The organism is Mesorhizobium sp. M0306 (assembly GCF_040321655.1).
GTDB lineage: Bacteria > Pseudomonadota > Alphaproteobacteria > Rhizobiales > Rhizobiaceae > Mesorhizobium.
The window spans coordinates 41,941-58,697 of record NZ_JAMYRY010000019.1; the positions used below are offsets into that span (position 1 = coordinate 41,941).

The window sequence follows — 16,757 nt, forward strand, 5'->3', positions numbered from 1 at the left end:
TGTGACTGTCGCCAGGCATGGCGCGGTGACCTTTCTGCTCGCGGGTTCGGGTAGGGATCTCTGCGAGCCGGCGCAACTTAGGAGCGCGCCTTGCCGAGTCAATCGCGAGAGCGGGTTAAAACGGCGGCAGACCGATTGGATCGCGAGACTGTGATCGGGCTAGGTGGCAGGCTGGCCGGCAACGACAGTGGCGTCGCGGCTATCTCTGCTTCAGCCGGCGGGGAAAGCGCAGCCACTTGTCCTCGGCCGGCCGCGTCGGCTGCGTGAGGATGGTGGTGAGCTCGACTGGCAAGCTCGGAACCAGCGGCTTCTTGGTGGCGACGCCGTCGGCGATCGCAACCACGCTGTGGTAGAATTCGGTGCCCGCGAGCGATCTCGGCGGCGTCGCCTCATGCATGATCGAGATCACAGTTGCATCAGGGCAATTGTCCTTGATCGCCTGGTGGAAGGCGATCCGTCCATCGGGGTCGAGCGCGCCAGTGGCTTCATCGAGGAACAGCAATCCCGGCTGCTGCAGCACGATGCGGGCGACAACCAGCTTCTGTTTCTGCCCACCCGAGAGAACCTGATCCCAGATCTTTCCTTCACGTCTCTCATCGGCCAAATGCTCGATGAAATCGCCGAGGCCGGCCTTGTGCAGGGCGGATGCGACCTGCGCGTCGGCGAAATCGTGCTCCGAACCGGGCAGGCAGACCAGTTGCTTCAGTGAAACCTGCTGCAGCTTCACCTCCTGGGCGGCGTAGAAACTCCTGACCCCTTCCGGGAAGACAATCGTACCGCGCCCGTAAGGCCACAGGCCGTTGATCGCCTTGATCAGCGAGGTCTTGCCGCAACCGGATTCGCCCTTGAGGAACGTCCATTCGCCACGCCGGAAGCGCAAATTCGCGGCACTCAGGAAGGGCGTTGCGTCCTCGCCCTGATGCGCCAGTTCGAGCTTCTGGATGGTCAGGCCGAAGACCGGGTTCTGACGATCGTAGCGGAAGTCGGACCGGCCGGTCAGGCTGTAGAATTCCTGCGGATGCTGGACGTTTTCGATCGCCTGCGCCAATTCGACGACGCGCTGGCTGTTGGCGCGCAAGGTGGCGATCTCCGGCATCACATGGATGAACCACGAACAGTTGCTGATCAGCTTATTGACCTGCTCGGAGGCCGTTAAATAACCCTTGAGGTCGAGACCGTTGTGGATGAAGGGTACTAGCCCAGGCCCGTAAGCGACAATGCGGGCGCCGATGAAATTATAGATCAGCTCGAACGAGGCGTAGCCGGTATTGACGATGTTCAGTCTGGCCCAGGTACGGTCAATGTCGACATAACGCTGGCTGTGCACAGTCTTCTGCACATTCTCGCCTTGCGATGCGGCGACATGAAAACTGCGGCGCAGGAACGTGATCAACTCGCTGCGGTAATTGCCTTCGGCCTGCTGCATTCTGACGTTTAGCCACTCCAGCATTCGGCCGAGTTTCACCGCGATCCAGGTGTTGAACGGCACATAGACAGCGATTGCCAGGAGAGCAAGGACGGCGCTGCCGTAGCTGCCGAGAAACTCCAGCCCCTTCACCTCGACAGAGTTTTTCAGCAATTCGCCGCCGAGAAAGTAGAACGATGTGAAGACGCTTAGCACACCCATAGCAAGCCCGATGGCCCCGCCGGTCATGGCCTTGATGGATTCCTGCACGCGCTGGTCGATGTTGTCGGGAGCTGCGTGGCCGGAAGAACCATGCTGGGCATGGAAATGCGTATGGTTGGTGTCGAGCAGCGCCTCGTTGAAGCGGCTGTCCACCCAGCCACGCCATTTGCGATGCAATGTCTTGGAAACAAGGTTGCGAATGCCAGCAATACCCACGTCCTTGAGCACGACCAGCAGCACGAGCAAACCGGCGTTGGTCAGTATTGTCTTAAGTGGCGTGGTATTCGCGGCATCGTGGAAAAAAGCGATCGAAGTCTGCAGCTCTGCCAAGGCCACAGTAAACCAGACGTCGGCCTTGCTGGACAGCGCGGTGACCAGCGCGATCACCAGCGTCAGCGTCCAGGCTTCCTTCCAACGGTCCGAGAACCAGTAGGCCCGCATCAGCCCCCAGAAGCTGCGCATCGACGATACGGGCGTCAGGGGCGACTGCCTTGCGGCACCGCGGAGCCATTTTTCCGATATTGAATGTCGCGTTGGTCTATCGACCCGAATCACTATCCCGCCCAAACGATTTTTCTTTTGTTACGGACAGTAACACCAATTGATCATTTTCCATTAGCTTTTCTCCGGCCGCAGGTGGCTTAGCTCGCGGGCCGTTGCAGTGGAGCAACAGAATGAATGATCGCGGCGTTAGGCTGTTACGTTTCGAGGGGTGGAATACCAACGCCATTTCAAGTAGTTACTTGCCTGCGCCGGAGCAAGTAGAGACCTTCCCCTAGGGAAGGTCTTCACACAGCTTTGTGAACATAGAAGCGCCGCCCAGCGGTCGATCTTCACAGCCTGAACCGATCTTCAGTCCGCCTTTACGGTCAGGTCCGACCTCGTCGGCGGCCAGAACGTGACCGTATGATTCGTGGTTGAAGCCGCCTTGTCAGGACCCCGTAATCGGCCAAGCACTGACTTTGCCGTTACAGTCAGGATGCAGACCAACATCGATCAGACCGTACTTTTTTAGAGCGCGCGCAAACTGCGTTTGACAAAGATGCGCTTCGGATCGAACCTGCCGGACGCATCCAGGTTTGAACCGGGGGGAAGTTCTTCATGCTTGCACGGACATTGTTTGTGGCGATGCTCGCAACGTTCGCCTGGCTGCCGCAAACATATGCCGGCAGCCAGACCGTTCCCGCAAACGCCGAGGGACAGATCGAGTTCAACACGCCGTCCGGCAATATTGGCTGCATCTACACGCCGAAGGGCGGCACCAGCACCTACGAGCCGCAGGATGCCGGACCGGAACTGAGCTGTTCGCGCGTCGAGCCCAGCTACGTCACCATCATCCTCGGCCCGAAAGGCCCGGCGACGCTGATCAAGAATCCGGGCGAGCAAGGCTGCTGCGGCGACGTCACCAAGCTGGCTTACGGCAATAGCTGGAGCAAGGGGCCGTTTTTCTGCCAGTCATCCACCAAGGGATTGACCTGCACCGGCAAGCATGGCCATGGCTTTTTCGTCAGCAAGGCCAAGGTGACGGTGCAATAGTCCGGCTCAGTTGGCCGTTTCCAGTTCGCCGCGTGCCTTGGCCGCGGCGACCTGGCGGAGTGCATCGGCAAGCGTATCGGCGTCCTGGGCGCCCATCACCGCATATTTGCCTTCAAGCAGAAAGCACGGCACGCCCGATATGCCCATGCGCGAAGCGGTGGCGATTTCGGCGCGCACCGCCTCGACATCCGCGTCGGTCGGCAGAAGCGTTTCGACCACGGAGGCATCCATGCCGGCCTCGCGGGCCGCTTCGATCAGCACGGCATGATCGCCGAGATTGGCGCCTTCCTCGAAATTCAGCTGGAACAGCCGGCGCACCAGCCGGTTCTGAACCGCCTCGCCGGCCGTCCCGGCCCAGCGAATGAGACGGTGCGCATCCAGCGTATTGGGCGCGACCTTGATGGCGTCGAAGGCGAAGGAAATCCCTTCAGCCTCGCCCAACGGCTCGATCCGGGCATGGATTTCGCGGATGCGTTGCTCGCTGCCGAATTTCGCCACCATGTAGTCGCGGCGGTTCTTGCCTTCGGGCGGAATCGTCGGGTCGAGCTGGAAGGGCCGCCAGCGTATGTGAACGTCGATGTCGACGGCGGCAATCGCCTTGTCGAGCCGTTTCTGGCCGATAAAGCACCAGGGGCACACCACGTCGGAGACCACATCGACGGTAATCGAGTTCTCGTCGTTCATCTTGATCTCCTGTTCTGAAGAGGTCACTTCGGTTTGCGCCACCAGGTCGGCAACTGATAACCGTATATGGGCGTCTTTTGCGGATGTTCCAGATAGTTCCAATAAGCGAGCCATTGCCGGTTGTTGTGCTGCGTCGGCACCATGTAATTGCCTGAGATCAACAGCCGGTCGAGAACGCGGACGGCGGCGACATAGTCCTCCTTCGAACGGGCTCTCAGCATCGCCTCGATCGCCGCATCCACCGCCGGATCTGCGACGCCGGCGAGGTTGAACGATCCTTCGGCCTTGGCGGCCGCGGATCCCCAGCGCCCGGTTTGCTCGATACCGGGCGACAGTGAGTTGTTGAAACCGGTCGAGCCGACCAGCACCTCGAAATCGAAACGCTGCTTGCGCGACTGGATCTGATCACCGTCGAGGCTGCGGATGCCGACATCGATGCCGAGCTTCTCAAGCGTGCGCTGATAGATAGCGGCAAGTCGCTCTTCGTCCTGCGAGGCGGTCAGGATCTCGAAGCCGAATGGCTTTCCCTCGGGATCGAGCATCGCGCCGTCCTGCACCGTATAGCCTGCGCTCTTCAGCAGCTCGAATGCCGCCTTCAGCACCTTGCGGTCCTGGCCGGAGCCGTCGGTGACGGGCGGCCTGTAGGTGCCGTCCATGACATCTGCAGGCACGCGGCCGGGATAGGGGGCCAGCAGGGCCTTTTCCTGTTCGCTAGCCGGGTGGCCGAGCGCGGACAGTTCGGAATTCTGCCAAAAGCTCATCGTGCGCGTGTATTTGCCGCCGAACAGATTCTTGTTGGCCCATTCGAAATCGTAGAGCATGCCGAGCGCGCGCCGCACGACCGGATTGGAAAATTTCGGCAGCCGCGTGTTGAACAGGAAACCGTTGACCACCGGCGGAATGCCGGTGTCGAAAGTTTCGGCGATGACCTCGCCCCTGTGGAAGGCCGGAAAGTCGAGATCGCGCTCGCGTTTGACCGGGTCGCTGTCCTCGTCGATGGCGCAGATGCCTTTCTTGAACGCTTCCTGCTTGGCGTTGGCGTTGAGGAAATATTCGATGGTGATCTGGTCGTAATTGTCGAAGCCGCGCTTGGACGGCACGTCCTTGCCCCAATAGGCCGGATTGCGCTTGAACACGATGCGCTGGCCCGGCACGACTTGCGCCACTGTGTAAGGCCCGCTGCCGATCACCGGCTTCAGCGTCGTCCTGTCGAAGGTGTCCTTGTTGAAGCCGTGTTTCGGGATGATCGGCGTCAGCGCAATGATCAGGGGAAATTCGCGGTCCGCCTTATCGTTGAAGGTGAAGCGCACACTGCGGTCGCCGGTCTTTTCGAGCTTGGCAATCGCTTTCATTCGCTGGCTGTAAGGTGGTCGGCCCTTCTCGGTGAAGACGTCATAGGTGAACAACACGTCTTCCGGCGTCACTGGCTCGCCGTCCGACCATTTGGCCCTGGGATCGAGGTGGAATTCGATGCTCTTGCGCTCGGGATCCATGTCGGCGGTATCGGCGAGCAGGCCGTAGAGACTGAAGGCCTCGTCGTAGTTGCGCTGCATCAACGGCTCGAAAACAAGATTGCCAAAGGCTTGATCCATCATGCCACGCGCGGTGGTGCGCAGGCTTCTCAGTATGAACGGATTGAGATTGTCGAAGCTGCCGACGACGCAGTAAGTAATGCTGCCGCCTTTCGGCGCGTCGGGATTGACGTAGTTGAAATGATCATAGTCGGCCGGCAGGGCCGGTTCGCCCTGCATGGCAAGCGCGTGCTTCGGTTCCGACAGGGCCGGCTGCAGGGAAAGGCCGACAAACAAGATTGCGGCGATCAGCCAAACGACAACGCGGCCCATGACCGTCTCCTTCCCGATTCGATGCGCAGCATACATGAGCCGGTCGTGCACCGGCCAACCCCTTGACCCAATCCCTCGGCCAAGATTCGCGAGGCCCGGGCTGGATTCGCCATCGCTTGCAGTGTAACACGCCGTCCGAAGTCATTCTGTTGCCTCATTTCGGCAACAGGTAGCTGGACCACACGGCGCGAAAAAGCCGGTTCCGGGATCATTTGAGAGGAATGCACGACATGACGAGCCTGAACAGCAACGCGTACCGCCTGTCGGTCATGGCCGCTGGCGTGGTCGGCATTCTGGGCGCCGGGATTCCCGCTGCTTCCGCGCAGCAGCAACAGCAGATTCCGCAAGGCTGGTTCAAGGCCTGCACCAAGCAGGAAGACGTCGACATCTGCAATGTCCAGAACATCACCACCGCCGGCAACGGCCAGCTCATCACCGGCGTCAGCCTGATCGAATTGAAGGGCAAGGTGAACCGCAAGGTGTTCCAGGTGACGGTTCCGACCGGCCGTCTGGTTCCTCCCGGCATCGGCCTCCAAATCGACGGCGGCAAGGCGCAGAAGCTCGATTATGTGATCTGTTTCCCGGATCGCTGCGTGGCGGAAGTGCCGCTGACCGATCAGCTCGTCGCATCCTTCAAGAAGGGATCGGCGCTGACGCTCACTTCAGTCAATTTCCAGAACCAGCCGAACCCGATCAAGATTGCGCTCACCGGCTTCAGCGGCGCCTTCGACGGCCCGCCGCTGCAGCAGTCGGACATCGAGGACCGGCAGAAAAAGCTCCAGGAGTTCGTCGCCAAGAACAATCAGGACTTTGCCAAGAAGCTCAAGGAAGAGCAGGAAAAGGCGAAGACCGCCAACTGATCGACGGGTTTCGGACGAATAAAAAAGCGGGGTTCATGCCCCGCTTTTTTCGTTTGGACCGGCCGTTTGTCGGGTCCAGCGATGTCTCAAGCCTGTCCCAGCCCAGCCAGATCCCGGCTAAGTCAATGTCTCAATTGGTGCTTCGGCTCGTAGCGCCCGTCTGGCTTCTTATCGAACATCTCACCTATCTGCGGATGCCGGACCGGTTCGCCCGACCGGTCCTCGAGTAAATTCTGCTCGGACACATAGGCGATGTATTCCGTCTCCGAATTCTCGGCGAGCAGATGATAGAAAGGCTGGTCCTTGCGCGGCCGCACGTCAGCGGGGATCGCCTCGTACCATTCGTCGGTATTGGCGAATTGCGGATCGACGTCGAAAATGACGCCGCGGAACGGAAACAGCCGGTGGCGAACTACCTGTCCGATCGAGAATTTGGCTGTCTTCATCGCACTCACCACTTGAACTTCTTGAACGCCACCCATCCCGAAACACGCAAGAAAACGCTCCAGGACTTTAGACTCCTACGCACCAATCCGGCAAAGATTGGCCCAGAACTTACGGTCGACATCGTCATTATTTGGCGCAGACGCCGCGTCAATTCAATCCCGATCCCCTTGATGCCGGGTTGAGCATCGCAAGATGCGGATAAAGGGCGGTGCCCAAGATCGCTATCGCGCAGCCGCTTTTCGCAATCCGCCAAAAAACGCCGCAAAACCGCTGCCGGGTCGAAGACCCTCGCGCATGAAAAACGCCCGCAACGGCGCAAACCCCTCAAGCGCGCCCAGGCCAGCGCTGCGCACCAGCTGAGCCGGCAGCATGTCGGAAAGCAACGACATGTTCAGCAGGTTGACCGCGCTGCTGCGCGCCAGAATGTCCGGCCGCCGCTTGAAATCATAGGCTGCAAGCGCCTGGACGGCGCCCGGGTCCGAGCGGTTTCTGCTTGCGGTACCGATCAGGTCGTCGATGTCCCGGATGCCGAGATTAAGGCCTTGCGCGCCGATTGGGGGAAACACATGGGCGGCTTCGCCGACAAGGGCTACGCGGCGCTGCGCAAACCGCCACGGGCTCACCGCTGAAAGGGGGTAGACCTGCCGGCCGGGCTCAACCGACACGCGGCCCAGCATCGATTGCATCCGCTGTTCGACCCGCGTCGAAAGCTCGGCGTCGTCGAGTGCTGCAAGGTCCCTGGCGATATCGGGCTCGAGCACCCAGACAAGGCTGGACCGGTTGCCGGGCAGGGGAACCTGTGTGAACGGACCGGTCTCGGTGTGGAATTCGGTCGAGGTGAAGGCATGGTCGCTGCGGTGACCGAAATTGAGCACCAGCGCCGCCTGCGGATAGGATCGGACCGAGGTCCGGATGCCGGCTGCCTCGCGGGCCGGCGACTGACGGCCATCGGCGGCAACCGCCAACGACGCCTCAACCTCGCTGCCGTCGGCGAGAACGGCATGGGCATGGTCGGCATCGAGGCGCCATGCCTCCACCATCGACTTTCGCCATTCGATGCCCGAATGCGCGACAGCCTCGGCTAGCGTGCGGTTGAGAACGCTGTTGGGCAAGTTCAGCCCGAATTGCTCTTCGTTGATCTCGCTGGCGCGAAAGGTCACTGTCGGGCTGCGGATCAGCCGGTTGGTTGCGTCAACGATGCGCATCACCTTGAGCGGCGCTGCGTGCTGCCTGGTTCCGTCGAAGATCCCGAGCCGTTCGAACATCTTCAGGGCAGGGTTCATCAAGGCTGTCGTCCGGCCATCGGGGCCGGCTGCCTCGGGTCCGACGAGCGTCACGGGAAAGCCCGCCTCGGCAAAGCCAAGCGCCGCGATCAGCCCCGCAGGGCCGCTGCCGGCGACCAGTATCCGTGCTGTTTCCCGATGGTCCAAATTCGGCTTCCGGATTGCGAGGTGAGGCCTGTCCGACCTGCTGGTCCATATAGGTCAGGTGATGCGGCTTGATCAACGCGGCGATTCGGCCCATTCGGTTGCCATGACCGGCCAACAAGACGATTTCAGCCACCTCGACGGTACCGGCCGCGCGATGGCGAGCGTTGCGCGCAGCCCTCGACTGACCGTGAGCGTTGTTGCCGGCATGGGCATCGCCCTTGCCTGGCTCCTTCTCGGCGCAATGGCAGTTCGTGGTGCCGTAAGCCGGCTCCCGGGCACCAATGCACCCGGCGACACGATGCTGAGATACCTGCCGCAACTGCCGCTGCCGGATTTCCTTGCGCGTTTCTTCGCCCTCTGCCTTGCGCCGGCGCCGCTTCGCGCAAGCGTAGGCGCGCAAGGCGGGGCACTCACCGCGATGTGGTTGTTGATGGCCATCGCGACCATGCTGCCCTCCGCGGCGCCGATGATCCGCACCTATTGCGAGATCGCAGATACCGCCCGGATCAAGAGGGAGCCGGTCGTCCATCCGCTGATCCTGGTCGCTGGATATTTGAGCGTCTGGCTTGCCGCCTCGGCAATGTTCGCGGCCCTGACGCTCGCAGTCGATGCATTCGCGTCATCCGGGCAGATGCTCGATCCGCTGGTTGGAATTGCCGGAGCAGCCGCGCTGTCGATCGCTGGTCTCTATCAGTTCAGCTGGTTGAAGGAAGCCTGTTTGGAGAAGTGCCGAAATCCGGTCTCGGTCCTGTTCGCCAACTGGAGCGCCAGGTCCATTCGCATTTTCCGGCTCGGCATGGAGCAGGGCCTGTGGTGCCTTGGATGCTGCTGGGCGCTGATGCTGGTAATGTTTGCCGTCGGTGTGATGAACGTATTCTGGATGGCGCTGATCGGCCTGTTCAGCGTGGTCGAAAAACAGACGGCAGGCAATCTGCCGACGCGGTTGGCCGGTGCGATACTGCTTGTCTGGGCAGCCGCGCTACTAGTAGTCTCGCCATGAGGGGGAGAATTCGATGACAGATCAAAACTGGGCAATGAAGGGAGAGCTCGTCCTCTCCTGCAATTGCACGGTTTTTTGCCCTTGCGTTCTGTCGCTCGGCAGTCATCCGCCGACCGAGGGCTATTGCCAGACCTGGGCGGGGTTCCGCATCGATGCCGGCCATTTCGGCGAGGTCGACCTGTCCGGTCTCAATCTTGGGCTGATCATGGAAATCCCCGGTTATATGAGTCGCGGCAACTGGACGGCCGGTCTGTTCATCGACAAGCGCGCCTCGGTCTACGCTGTGAAGGCACTGACCAAGATCTTCACCGGCAAGGCTGGCGGAACCACATCGCTGCTCTCCATCCTGGTCGGAAAGTTCCTCGGCGCCGAGCAGGTGCCGATCACCTACGAGACGCGTGAGAAAACGCGCATCTTGCAGATACCGAAGATCATCGATGGCGCGGTGACGCCAATCACCGGCAAGGATCGCGACAAGGATACGGTCATCAGCAATTCGGAATACTGGATTGCGCCGGAAATCATCGTCGCCAAATCCGACAAGAGCAAAATGCGGGCCTTTGGCCGCAACTGGAACTTTGCCGGCCGTTCGGCCGAAATCTGCAAGCTGGACTGGCGGGGCCCGTGAGCAAGAAGACGACGGCCAGGAAAATCGCCGACCGGATTCCGCGGCCGAAGAAGAAAGTCACATGGCCGCAGGCGCGGGCGTTCTCGGTCCATCTCTTGACCGCGTCGGGCTCATTCCTGGCGTTTCTGTCGCTAGTGGCAGCAAGCGAGCAGCGCTGGACGGCGATGTTCTGGTGGCTGGGCCTGGCGCTTTTCGTCGACGGCATCGACGGGCCGATCGCCAGGAAGCTCGACGTCAAGGAAATCCTGCCGACATGGTCGGGCGAACTGCTCGACAACATCATCGACTACGTGACCTACGTGTTGATTCCGGCCTTCGCGCTCTATCAGCGCGGCTTCATGGGCGAGCGCCTGTCGTTCCTGTCGGCGGCGATAATCGTGGTGTCGAGCGCAATCTACTATGCCGATACCGGCATGAAGACGAAGGAGAATTTCTTCAAAGGCTTTCCGGTCGTCTGGAACATGGTGGTGTTCACGCTGTTCGTCATCGAACCAGGACAATGGGTTTCCTTCGCCATGGTCGTGGTGGCCGGCATTCTCACCTTCGTGCCGATCAATTTCATCCATCCGGTGCGGGTGAAGCGGCTGCGGCCAATCAATCTCGGCATGACGCTTCTTTGGTGCGCTTTCGGCGCGCTGGCGCTGGCGCAGGCCGCACTTGCTTCCTTCTACGACCAGATCGGCGTGCTGGGCGAGCAGGTCAGCGATTTCATCAAAATCGGGATTACGGTCACCGGGCTTTACCTCGCTTGCATCGGCGCTATCATGCAGTTCTTTCCAAATCTCGGCGCCAAGCCGGACAAGAAAGCCTGATCCCAAGAGAGACTGAAAATGTCCAAAGCGATCCGCATCCATGCCCATGGCGGCCCGGAGGTCCTGACCTATGAGGATGCCGATCCCGGGCAGCCGGGCTCGGGACAGATCCTGGTCAAGCACACCGCGATCGGTCTCAATTTCATCGACGTCTATTATCGCTCGGGCCTTTATCCGCCGCAGGGCGGATTTCCGCTGATTCCCGGCGGCGAGGCGGCCGGCGTGGTTTTGGAGGTCGGCACAGATGTCGACTGGCTGAAGCCCGGGGATCGGGTCGCCTATGCGGTGACCACCGGTGCCTATGCCGGGCAGCGCGTGATCGCCGCCGACCGCGTGGTGAAGGTGCCCGACGGCATCAGCGACGAACAGGCCGCGGCGATGATGCTGAAGGGGATGACCGCCGAGTATCTGTTGCGCCGTACCTTCAAAGTGAAGGCTGGCGATACGATCCTGTTCCACGCGGCGGCAGGCGGTGTCGGCCTGATCCTCGGCCAATGGGCCAAGCATCTCGGCGCGACGGTGATCGGCACCGCGAGTTCAACCGACAAGATCGAGCTCGCCAAGGCGCATGGCTTCGATCACGTGATCAACTATCGCGAACAGGATTTCATCGCCGGCGTTGCCGCTATCACCGGTGGCAAGAAATGCGACGTTGTCTATGATTCGGTCGGCAACGACACATTTCCAGCCTCGCTCGATTGCCTGCGGCCGCTCGGCACTTTCGTCAGCTTCGGTCAATCGTCTGGGCCGATCCCGCCCTTCAGCATCTCGTTGCTGGCGCAGAAGGGCTCGCTGTTCGCAACGCGGCCAACGCTGTTCGTCTACAATGCCAAGCGCGACGACCTCGAGGCTTCCGCCGCCGCATTGTTCGATGTGGTGCTCAGCGGCGCCGTCAAGATCAAGATCAACCAGCGTTACGCGCTCAGCGATGCCGGCAAGGCACATTCCGATCTTGAAGGGCGCAGGACCACCGGGACAACGATACTTATCCCTTGAGCGCCCGCAGTTTCGGCCCGCCGACGCCGCCGTTCTTGCGAACTGCTCTTTACCGCTTGAGTTTCCGCTGAAATTCTTGAAGCTCTTTCAAGTCGTGAGGCGCTTACCGTAGAGAGCAGGCCGCGCATACGATGTTTGCGGGAACACAGAACATGTCTGGCAAACCAGATGGAGGCACCGTGAGTGCAGATCAGGACGGCGCAAACCTGCTGGAGGTTCGCGGCCTCACAAAGATATTCGGCACGCTGACGGCGTGCGACCATGTCGATCTCAACATCGCCAAGGGCGAGATCCATGCGTTGCTTGGCGAGAACGGCGCCGGCAAGTCGACGCTGGTGAAAATGCTGTTTGGATCGCTGGAACCTAATTCCGGCGAGATTTTCTGGAATGGCCAGGCGGTCAGGATCACCAGCCCCGGCGCTGCAAAAAAGCTCGGCATCGGCATGGTTTTCCAGCATTTTTCGCTGTTCGAAGCGCTGACGGCGGCGGAGAATATCGCGCTGTCGCTGGATGACGGCTCGCCGATCAGCACGATCGCGGCCAAGGCGAGGGCGCTCTCCTACAGTTACGGCCTGCCTCTCGATCCACTATCGCTGGTCGGTGATCTGTCGGTCGGCGAGCGCCAGCGTATCGAAATCATCCGCTGCCTGCTGCAGACGCCGCAACTCATCATTCTCGACGAGCCAACTTCGGTGCTGACGCCGCAGGAGGCCGATAAGCTGTTCGAGACGCTCGAACGGCTGCGTTCGGAAGGAAAGTCTATCCTCTACATTTCGCACCGGCTGGAAGAGGTCAAACGCATCTGCGACCGCGCCACCGTGCTGCGTCACGGCAAGGTGGTCGGCCATTGCAATCCGCGCCAGGAAACCGCGTCTTCGTTGGCGCGGATGATGGTCGGCAACGAGGTGCAGGCCGTGGTGCGGGCGCCGGCCGAGGGTATCGAGACCGCGCCGGCGCTGCTTCAAATCCGCGAACTCACCCGCAAGCCGGCGACCCCGTTCTCGATCCCGCTCAGGAACATCAATCTCGAGGTCCGCGCTGGCGAGGTGATCGGCATTGCCGGTGTCGCCGGCAACGGCCAGGGCGAATTCTTCGAGTCCGTTTCCGGCGAGGTGCTGCAGCAGGATGCCGGCTCGGTCCGCATCCGTGGTAAGGATGCCGGCGGCCTCACCATCACCGGCAGGCGCCTGATGGGCGCTGCCTTCGTCCCGGAAGAGCGGCTCGGCCATGGCGCAGCACCGCGCATGAAGCTTTCGGAGAACCTGCTTCTGTCGCGCCACGCCACCGATGGCAAGATGTTTGTCGGCGCCGGTGGAATGGTCAAGGGCGATGCGATCTATACCGCTGCCCAGCGCATCATAAAGGCGATGGACGTGCGCAAGAGCGCGCCGGATCCGGAGGCTGCGGCTCTTTCGGGCGGCAATCTGCAGAAATTCATCGTCGGCCGCGAACTCGACCGCCGGCCAAGCGTCATGGTGGTCAATCAGCCGACCTGGGGCGTCGACGCGGGTGCGGCGGCCCACATCCGCCAGGCACTGATCGAACTGGCACGCAGCGGCTCGGCGGTGCTGGTGATCAGCCAGGACCTCGACGAACTGTTCGAGATTTCCGATGCGATCACGGTCATGCACAATGGCGAATTGTCGAAGCCGCTGCCGATAGCTGAAGCGACATTCGAGAAGATCGGGCTGCTGATGGGCGGCGCCGAACCTGGGCATGCCGAACATACGCTGGAGACGGCTTGATGCGCCTCGAACTTGTAAAACGCCCGCAGCGCTCGATGCTGTTTTCGGCACTCTCGCCTTTCATCGCTTTCGTTTTGACGATCATTGCCGGTGCCATCATGTTCGCGCTGCTCGGTGTCAACCCGTTGACCGCGTTCCGTATCTACTTCATCGAACCGATCAGCCAGGTCTGGCAGCTGCATGAGCTGGCTATCAAGGCCGCCCCTCTGATCCTGATCGCGGTCGGACTGTCGGTCTGCTACAAGGCCAACATCTGGAACATCGGCGCCGAAGGCCAGTTCATCCTGGGCGGCATTGTCGGCTCGATCTCCCCCGTGCTGTTTCCGCAGTTCGAAGGCCCATTGGTGCTGCCGCTGATGCTTCTTTTCGGCATGGTCGGTGGGGCCGCCTATGCTGCAATCCCGGCACTGCTGAAGACGCGCTTCAACACCAACGAGATCCTGACCAGCCTGATGCTGGTCTATGTCGCCCAGCTCTTCCTCGATTGGCTGGTACGCGGGCCGTGGCGCGATCCGCAGGGCCACGGTTTCCCGCAAACCATCCAGTTCAACGACTCGGCCATACTGCCGGAACTCCTCCCGGAATCCGGCCGGGCAAACTGGGGATTTGTCTTCGCGCTGGTCGCGGCGATACTGATCTGGATCCTGATGAGCCGTATGCTGAAAGGCTTCGAGGTCCGCGTGCTCGGCTCAAGTCCGAGGGCAGGGCGCTTCGCCGGGTTTGGCCTTAACCGCATGGTCTTCTTTGCCTTCCTGCTGTCGGGCGCACTGGCCGGACTTGCCGGGATTTCGGAGGTCTCGGGCGCCATCGGGCAGTTGCAGCCGGTGATCTCGCCCGGCTACGGATTTACCGCCATCATCGTCGGATTCCTCGGCCGGCTCAATCCGCTCGGCATCGTTGCCGCCGGCCTTGTGCTGGCGCTGACCTATCTCGGCGGCGAGGCGGTGCAAAGCGCGCTCGGCATCTCCGACAAGGTGGCGCGCGTGTTCCAGGGCATGCTGTTGTTCTTCGTGCTCGGCTGCGACACGCTCATTCACTATCGCATCCGCCTGATCGGCTTTGCTGCGCCGAAACTCGAGACAGTCCCGAAGCTGGAGGAAGCTCGCTGATGGACATCACCGTCAACATCCTTTTGACCATCGCGACGGCGGCGACGCCGCTGCTGATCGCGGCGATCGGCGAACTGGTGGTCGAACGTTCCGGTGTGCTCAATCTCGGCGTCGAAGGAATGATGATCATGGGTGCGGTTGGCGGCTTCGGCGCCGGCTATCTCACCGGCTCGCCGTGGATAGGGCTGTTGGCGGCAATTGCCATGGGGGCAGTGTTCTCGCTGCTGTTCGCCGTCATGACGCTGTCGCTGGCCACCAACCAGGTGGCAACCGGCCTGTCGCTGACACTGCTCGGCCTCGGTCTTTCCGGCATGATGGGGACGAATTTTGTCGGCCAGCCCGGCGAAAGGCTGCCAAACCTCGATATTCCCGGCCTGACCGCAATCCCGGTCATTGGCAGGCTGCTGTTCGGCCAGGATCCAATCTTCTACATCTCGATCGCGCTGACCGCCGCCGTGATGTGGTTCCTGTTCAAGACCCGCACCGGGCTCACGCTGCGCTCGATCGGCGACAGCCATGCATCCGCCCATGCGCTTGGCATCCACGTCATCCGCTACCGCTATCTCTCAGTGATTTTCGGCGGCGCTTGTGCCGGCCTTGCCGGCGGCCACCTGTCGCTGGTCTACACACCGCAATGGGTGGAGAACATGACCGCCGGCCGCGGCTGGATCGCGCTGGCTCTGGTCGTCTTCGCTTCCTGGCGGCCGTGGCGGGTGCTGGCCGGCGCCTATATTTTCGGCGCGGTCTGGATCGGCCAGCTTCATGCACAGGCATTCGGCATTCCGGTCCCCTCGCAACTGCTTTCTTCGCTGCCCTATCTGGCAACCATCGTGGTTCTCGTTCTAATCTCGCGCAACAAGCGTTTGACGATGATGAACACGCCGGCATCCTTGGGCCAGCCATTCGTTCCGGATCGTTGACAACAAAAAGACGGAAGCTCCAAGGCTTAACTCAGAGAGGTAACACAATGAAAAAACTGCTTATTGCCCTGATGGCGACGACGGCCGCATTGTCATTGGCGGCCTCAGCCCAGGCGGCGGACAAGCTGAAGGCCTGCTGGGTCTACACCGGCCCGATCGGCGATTTCGGCTACTCCTACCAGCACGACCAAGGCCGCCTCGAGGTGGAAAAGGCACTCGGCGACAAGGTCGAGACCGCCTATCTCGAAAACGTCTCCGAAGGCCCCGATGCCGATCGCGCCTTCGAGCGCCTGGCGCGCGAGGGATGCAAGATCATTTTCGGCACGTCCTTCGGCTTCATGGACCCGGAAGTGAAGATCGCCAAGAAATTTCCCAAGGTGATGTTCGAGCACGCCACCGGTTACAAGACGGCCGAAAATCTCGGCATCTACAATGCGCGTTTCTATGAAGGCCGCTACGTGCTTGGCCAGATCGCCGCCAAGCAATCGAAGTCGGGCGTCGCCGGCTACATCGTTTCCTTCCCGATCCCGGAAGTGGTGATGGGCATAAATTCCTTTATGCTCGGCGCACAGTCGATCAACCCGAACTTCAAGGCGAAGATCGTGTGGGTGAACTCCTGGTTCGATCCCGGCAAGGAGGCCGACGCTGCCAAAGCATTGTTCGACCAGGGCGCCGATATCATCGTCCAGCACACCGACTCGACCGCTGCCTTGCAGGTGGCTGAGGAGCGCAAGCTGCACGGCTTCGGCCAGTCCTCCGACATGATCAAGTTCGCGCCGCACGCGCAGCTGACCTCGCTGACCGACGAGTGGGGACCGTACTACATTAGCCGGGTCCAGGCGGCGCTCGACGGCACCTGGAAGCCCGACAATGTCTGGCTCGGCATCAAGGACGGCGCCGTCAAGCTGGCGCCGTTCACCAACATGCCCGACGACGTGAAGGCGATGGCCGAGGCCACCACCAAGAAGATCGCCGACGGCTGGAACCCCTTCACCGGGCCGATCGCCAAGCAGGACGGCACACCGTGGCTGAAGGAAGGCGAGGTCGCGGACGACGGCACGCTGCTCGGCATGAATTTCTACGTGAAGGGCGTTGACGACAAGCTGCCGCAGTAAGCAG

15 protein-coding genes are annotated in these 16,757 nt (G+C 61.2%); 10 read left to right on the top strand and 5 right to left on the bottom strand.

Annotation, left to right across the window (positions count from 1 at the left end):
- Positions 1–199 precede the first annotated feature (199 nt).
- Entirely contained in the window at positions 200–2,089 is a 1,890-nt protein-coding gene (locus NKI95_RS22830) for an ABC transporter ATP-binding protein/permease (protein ID WP_352719467.1), read from the bottom strand.
- 639 nt (positions 2,090–2,728) lie between these two features.
- Here NKI95_RS22830 and NKI95_RS22835 point away from each other — a divergent pair.
- On the top strand, positions 2,729–3,163 hold the full coding sequence (locus NKI95_RS22835) for a hypothetical protein (protein ID WP_352719468.1): 435 nt from the start codon (positions 2,729–2,731) through the stop codon (positions 3,161–3,163).
- A 6-nt stretch (positions 3,164–3,169) separates the two neighbouring features.
- Here the strand turns inward: NKI95_RS22835 and NKI95_RS22840 are convergent, their stop codons facing one another.
- Together NKI95_RS22840 and NKI95_RS22845 are read right to left on the bottom strand one after the other, a co-directional pair.
- On the bottom strand, positions 3,170–3,847 hold the full coding sequence (locus NKI95_RS22840; protein ID WP_352719469.1) for a DsbA family oxidoreductase: 678 nt from the start codon (positions 3,845–3,847) through the stop codon (positions 3,170–3,172).
- Between the two features lie 23 nt (positions 3,848–3,870).
- Positions 3,871–5,691: an extracellular solute-binding protein gene (locus tag NKI95_RS22845; RefSeq protein WP_352719470.1), complete on the bottom strand. Its 1,821-nt coding sequence runs from the start codon at positions 5,689–5,691 to the stop codon at positions 3,871–3,873.
- Positions 5,692–5,921: 230 nt separating this feature from the next.
- Between NKI95_RS22845 and NKI95_RS22850 the strand changes: the two genes are divergently transcribed.
- Complete coding sequence (locus NKI95_RS22850) at positions 5,922–6,551, top strand: invasion associated locus B family protein (protein ID WP_352719471.1); 630 nt, start codon at positions 5,922–5,924, stop codon at positions 6,549–6,551.
- A gap of 122 nt (positions 6,552–6,673) precedes the next feature.
- On the opposite strand, the gene hspQ is transcribed toward NKI95_RS22850, so the two are convergent.
- Positions 6,674–6,997, bottom strand: a complete 324-nt coding sequence (hspQ, locus tag NKI95_RS22855) for a heat shock protein HspQ (protein ID WP_023675043.1) — start codon at positions 6,995–6,997, stop codon at positions 6,674–6,676.
- A gap of 222 nt (positions 6,998–7,219) precedes the next feature.
- A complete protein-coding gene (locus NKI95_RS22860) occupies positions 7,220–8,428 on the bottom strand; it encodes a UbiH/UbiF family hydroxylase (protein WP_352719472.1) in 1,209 nt (402 codons plus the stop codon).
- A gap of 103 nt (positions 8,429–8,531) precedes the next feature.
- Between NKI95_RS22860 and NKI95_RS22865 the strand changes: the two genes are divergently transcribed.
- The 8 genes from NKI95_RS22865 (at position 8,532) to NKI95_RS22900 (ending at position 16,753) form a co-directional block, all read left to right on the top strand.
- Entirely contained in the window at positions 8,532–9,428 is an 897-nt protein-coding gene (locus NKI95_RS22865; RefSeq protein WP_352719473.1) for a DUF2182 domain-containing protein, read from the top strand.
- Between the two features lie 13 nt (positions 9,429–9,441).
- Entirely contained in the window at positions 9,442–10,056 is a 615-nt protein-coding gene (locus NKI95_RS22870; protein WP_352719474.1) for a DUF1326 domain-containing protein, read from the top strand.
- On the top strand, positions 10,053–10,868 hold the full coding sequence (gene pcsA / locus NKI95_RS22875) for a phosphatidylcholine synthase (protein WP_352719475.1): 816 nt from the start codon (positions 10,053–10,055) through the stop codon (positions 10,866–10,868). Before NKI95_RS22870 ends, pcsA begins: the two co-directional genes overlap by 4 nt.
- An 18-nt stretch (positions 10,869–10,886) precedes the next feature.
- Positions 10,887–11,864 carry a quinone oxidoreductase family protein gene (locus NKI95_RS22880; protein WP_352719476.1) on the top strand — a complete coding sequence of 326 codons (978 nt, stop codon included), beginning with the start codon at positions 10,887–10,889 and terminating at the stop codon, positions 11,862–11,864.
- 152 nt (positions 11,865–12,016) lie between these two features.
- A complete protein-coding gene (locus NKI95_RS22885; RefSeq protein WP_502909228.1) occupies positions 12,017–13,609 on the top strand; it encodes an ABC transporter ATP-binding protein in 1,593 nt (530 codons plus the stop codon).
- Positions 13,606–14,718: an ABC transporter permease gene (locus tag NKI95_RS22890; RefSeq protein WP_352719478.1), complete on the top strand. Its 1,113-nt coding sequence runs from the start codon at positions 13,606–13,608 to the stop codon at positions 14,716–14,718. The genes NKI95_RS22885 and NKI95_RS22890 overlap by 4 nt, the downstream gene beginning before the upstream one ends.
- Entirely contained in the window at positions 14,718–15,638 is a 921-nt protein-coding gene (locus tag NKI95_RS22895) for an ABC transporter permease (protein WP_352719479.1), read from the top strand. The genes NKI95_RS22890 and NKI95_RS22895 overlap by 1 nt, the downstream gene beginning before the upstream one ends.
- Positions 15,639–15,685: 47 nt before the next feature.
- On the top strand, positions 15,686–16,753 hold the full coding sequence (locus tag NKI95_RS22900; protein WP_352719481.1) for a BMP family ABC transporter substrate-binding protein: 1,068 nt from the start codon (positions 15,686–15,688) through the stop codon (positions 16,751–16,753).
- The last annotated feature ends 4 nt before the right edge of the window (positions 16,754–16,757 follow it).

Excerpts from the sequence above, each read along its gene's own strand:
- NKI95_RS22830 (WP_352719467.1), bottom strand. The coding sequence starts at position 2,089 with ATGCGCAGCTTCTGGGGGCTGATGCGGGCCTACTGGTTCTCGGACCGT.
- NKI95_RS22835 (WP_352719468.1), top strand. The coding sequence starts at position 2,729 with ATGCTTGCACGGACATTGTTTGTGGCGATGCTCGCAACGTTCGCCTGG.
- NKI95_RS22840 (WP_352719469.1), bottom strand. The coding sequence starts at position 3,847 with ATGAACGACGAGAACTCGATTACCGTCGATGTGGTCTCCGACGTGGTG.
- NKI95_RS22845 (WP_352719470.1), bottom strand. The coding sequence starts at position 5,691 with ATGGGCCGCGTTGTCGTTTGGCTGATCGCCGCAATCTTGTTTGTCGGC.
- NKI95_RS22850 (WP_352719471.1), top strand. The coding sequence starts at position 5,922 with ATGACGAGCCTGAACAGCAACGCGTACCGCCTGTCGGTCATGGCCGCT.
- hspQ (WP_023675043.1), bottom strand. The coding sequence starts at position 6,997 with ATGAAGACAGCCAAATTCTCGATCGGACAGGTAGTTCGCCACCGGCTG.
- NKI95_RS22865 (WP_352719473.1), top strand. The coding sequence starts at position 8,532 with ATGACCGGCCAACAAGACGATTTCAGCCACCTCGACGGTACCGGCCGC.
- NKI95_RS22870 (WP_352719474.1), top strand. The coding sequence starts at position 9,442 with ATGACAGATCAAAACTGGGCAATGAAGGGAGAGCTCGTCCTCTCCTGC.
- NKI95_RS22880 (WP_352719476.1), top strand. The coding sequence starts at position 10,887 with ATGTCCAAAGCGATCCGCATCCATGCCCATGGCGGCCCGGAGGTCCTG.
- NKI95_RS22885 (WP_502909228.1), top strand. The coding sequence starts at position 12,017 with ATGTCTGGCAAACCAGATGGAGGCACCGTGAGTGCAGATCAGGACGGC.
- NKI95_RS22895 (WP_352719479.1), top strand. The coding sequence starts at position 14,718 with ATGGACATCACCGTCAACATCCTTTTGACCATCGCGACGGCGGCGACG.
- NKI95_RS22900 (WP_352719481.1), top strand. The coding sequence starts at position 15,686 with ATGAAAAAACTGCTTATTGCCCTGATGGCGACGACGGCCGCATTGTCA.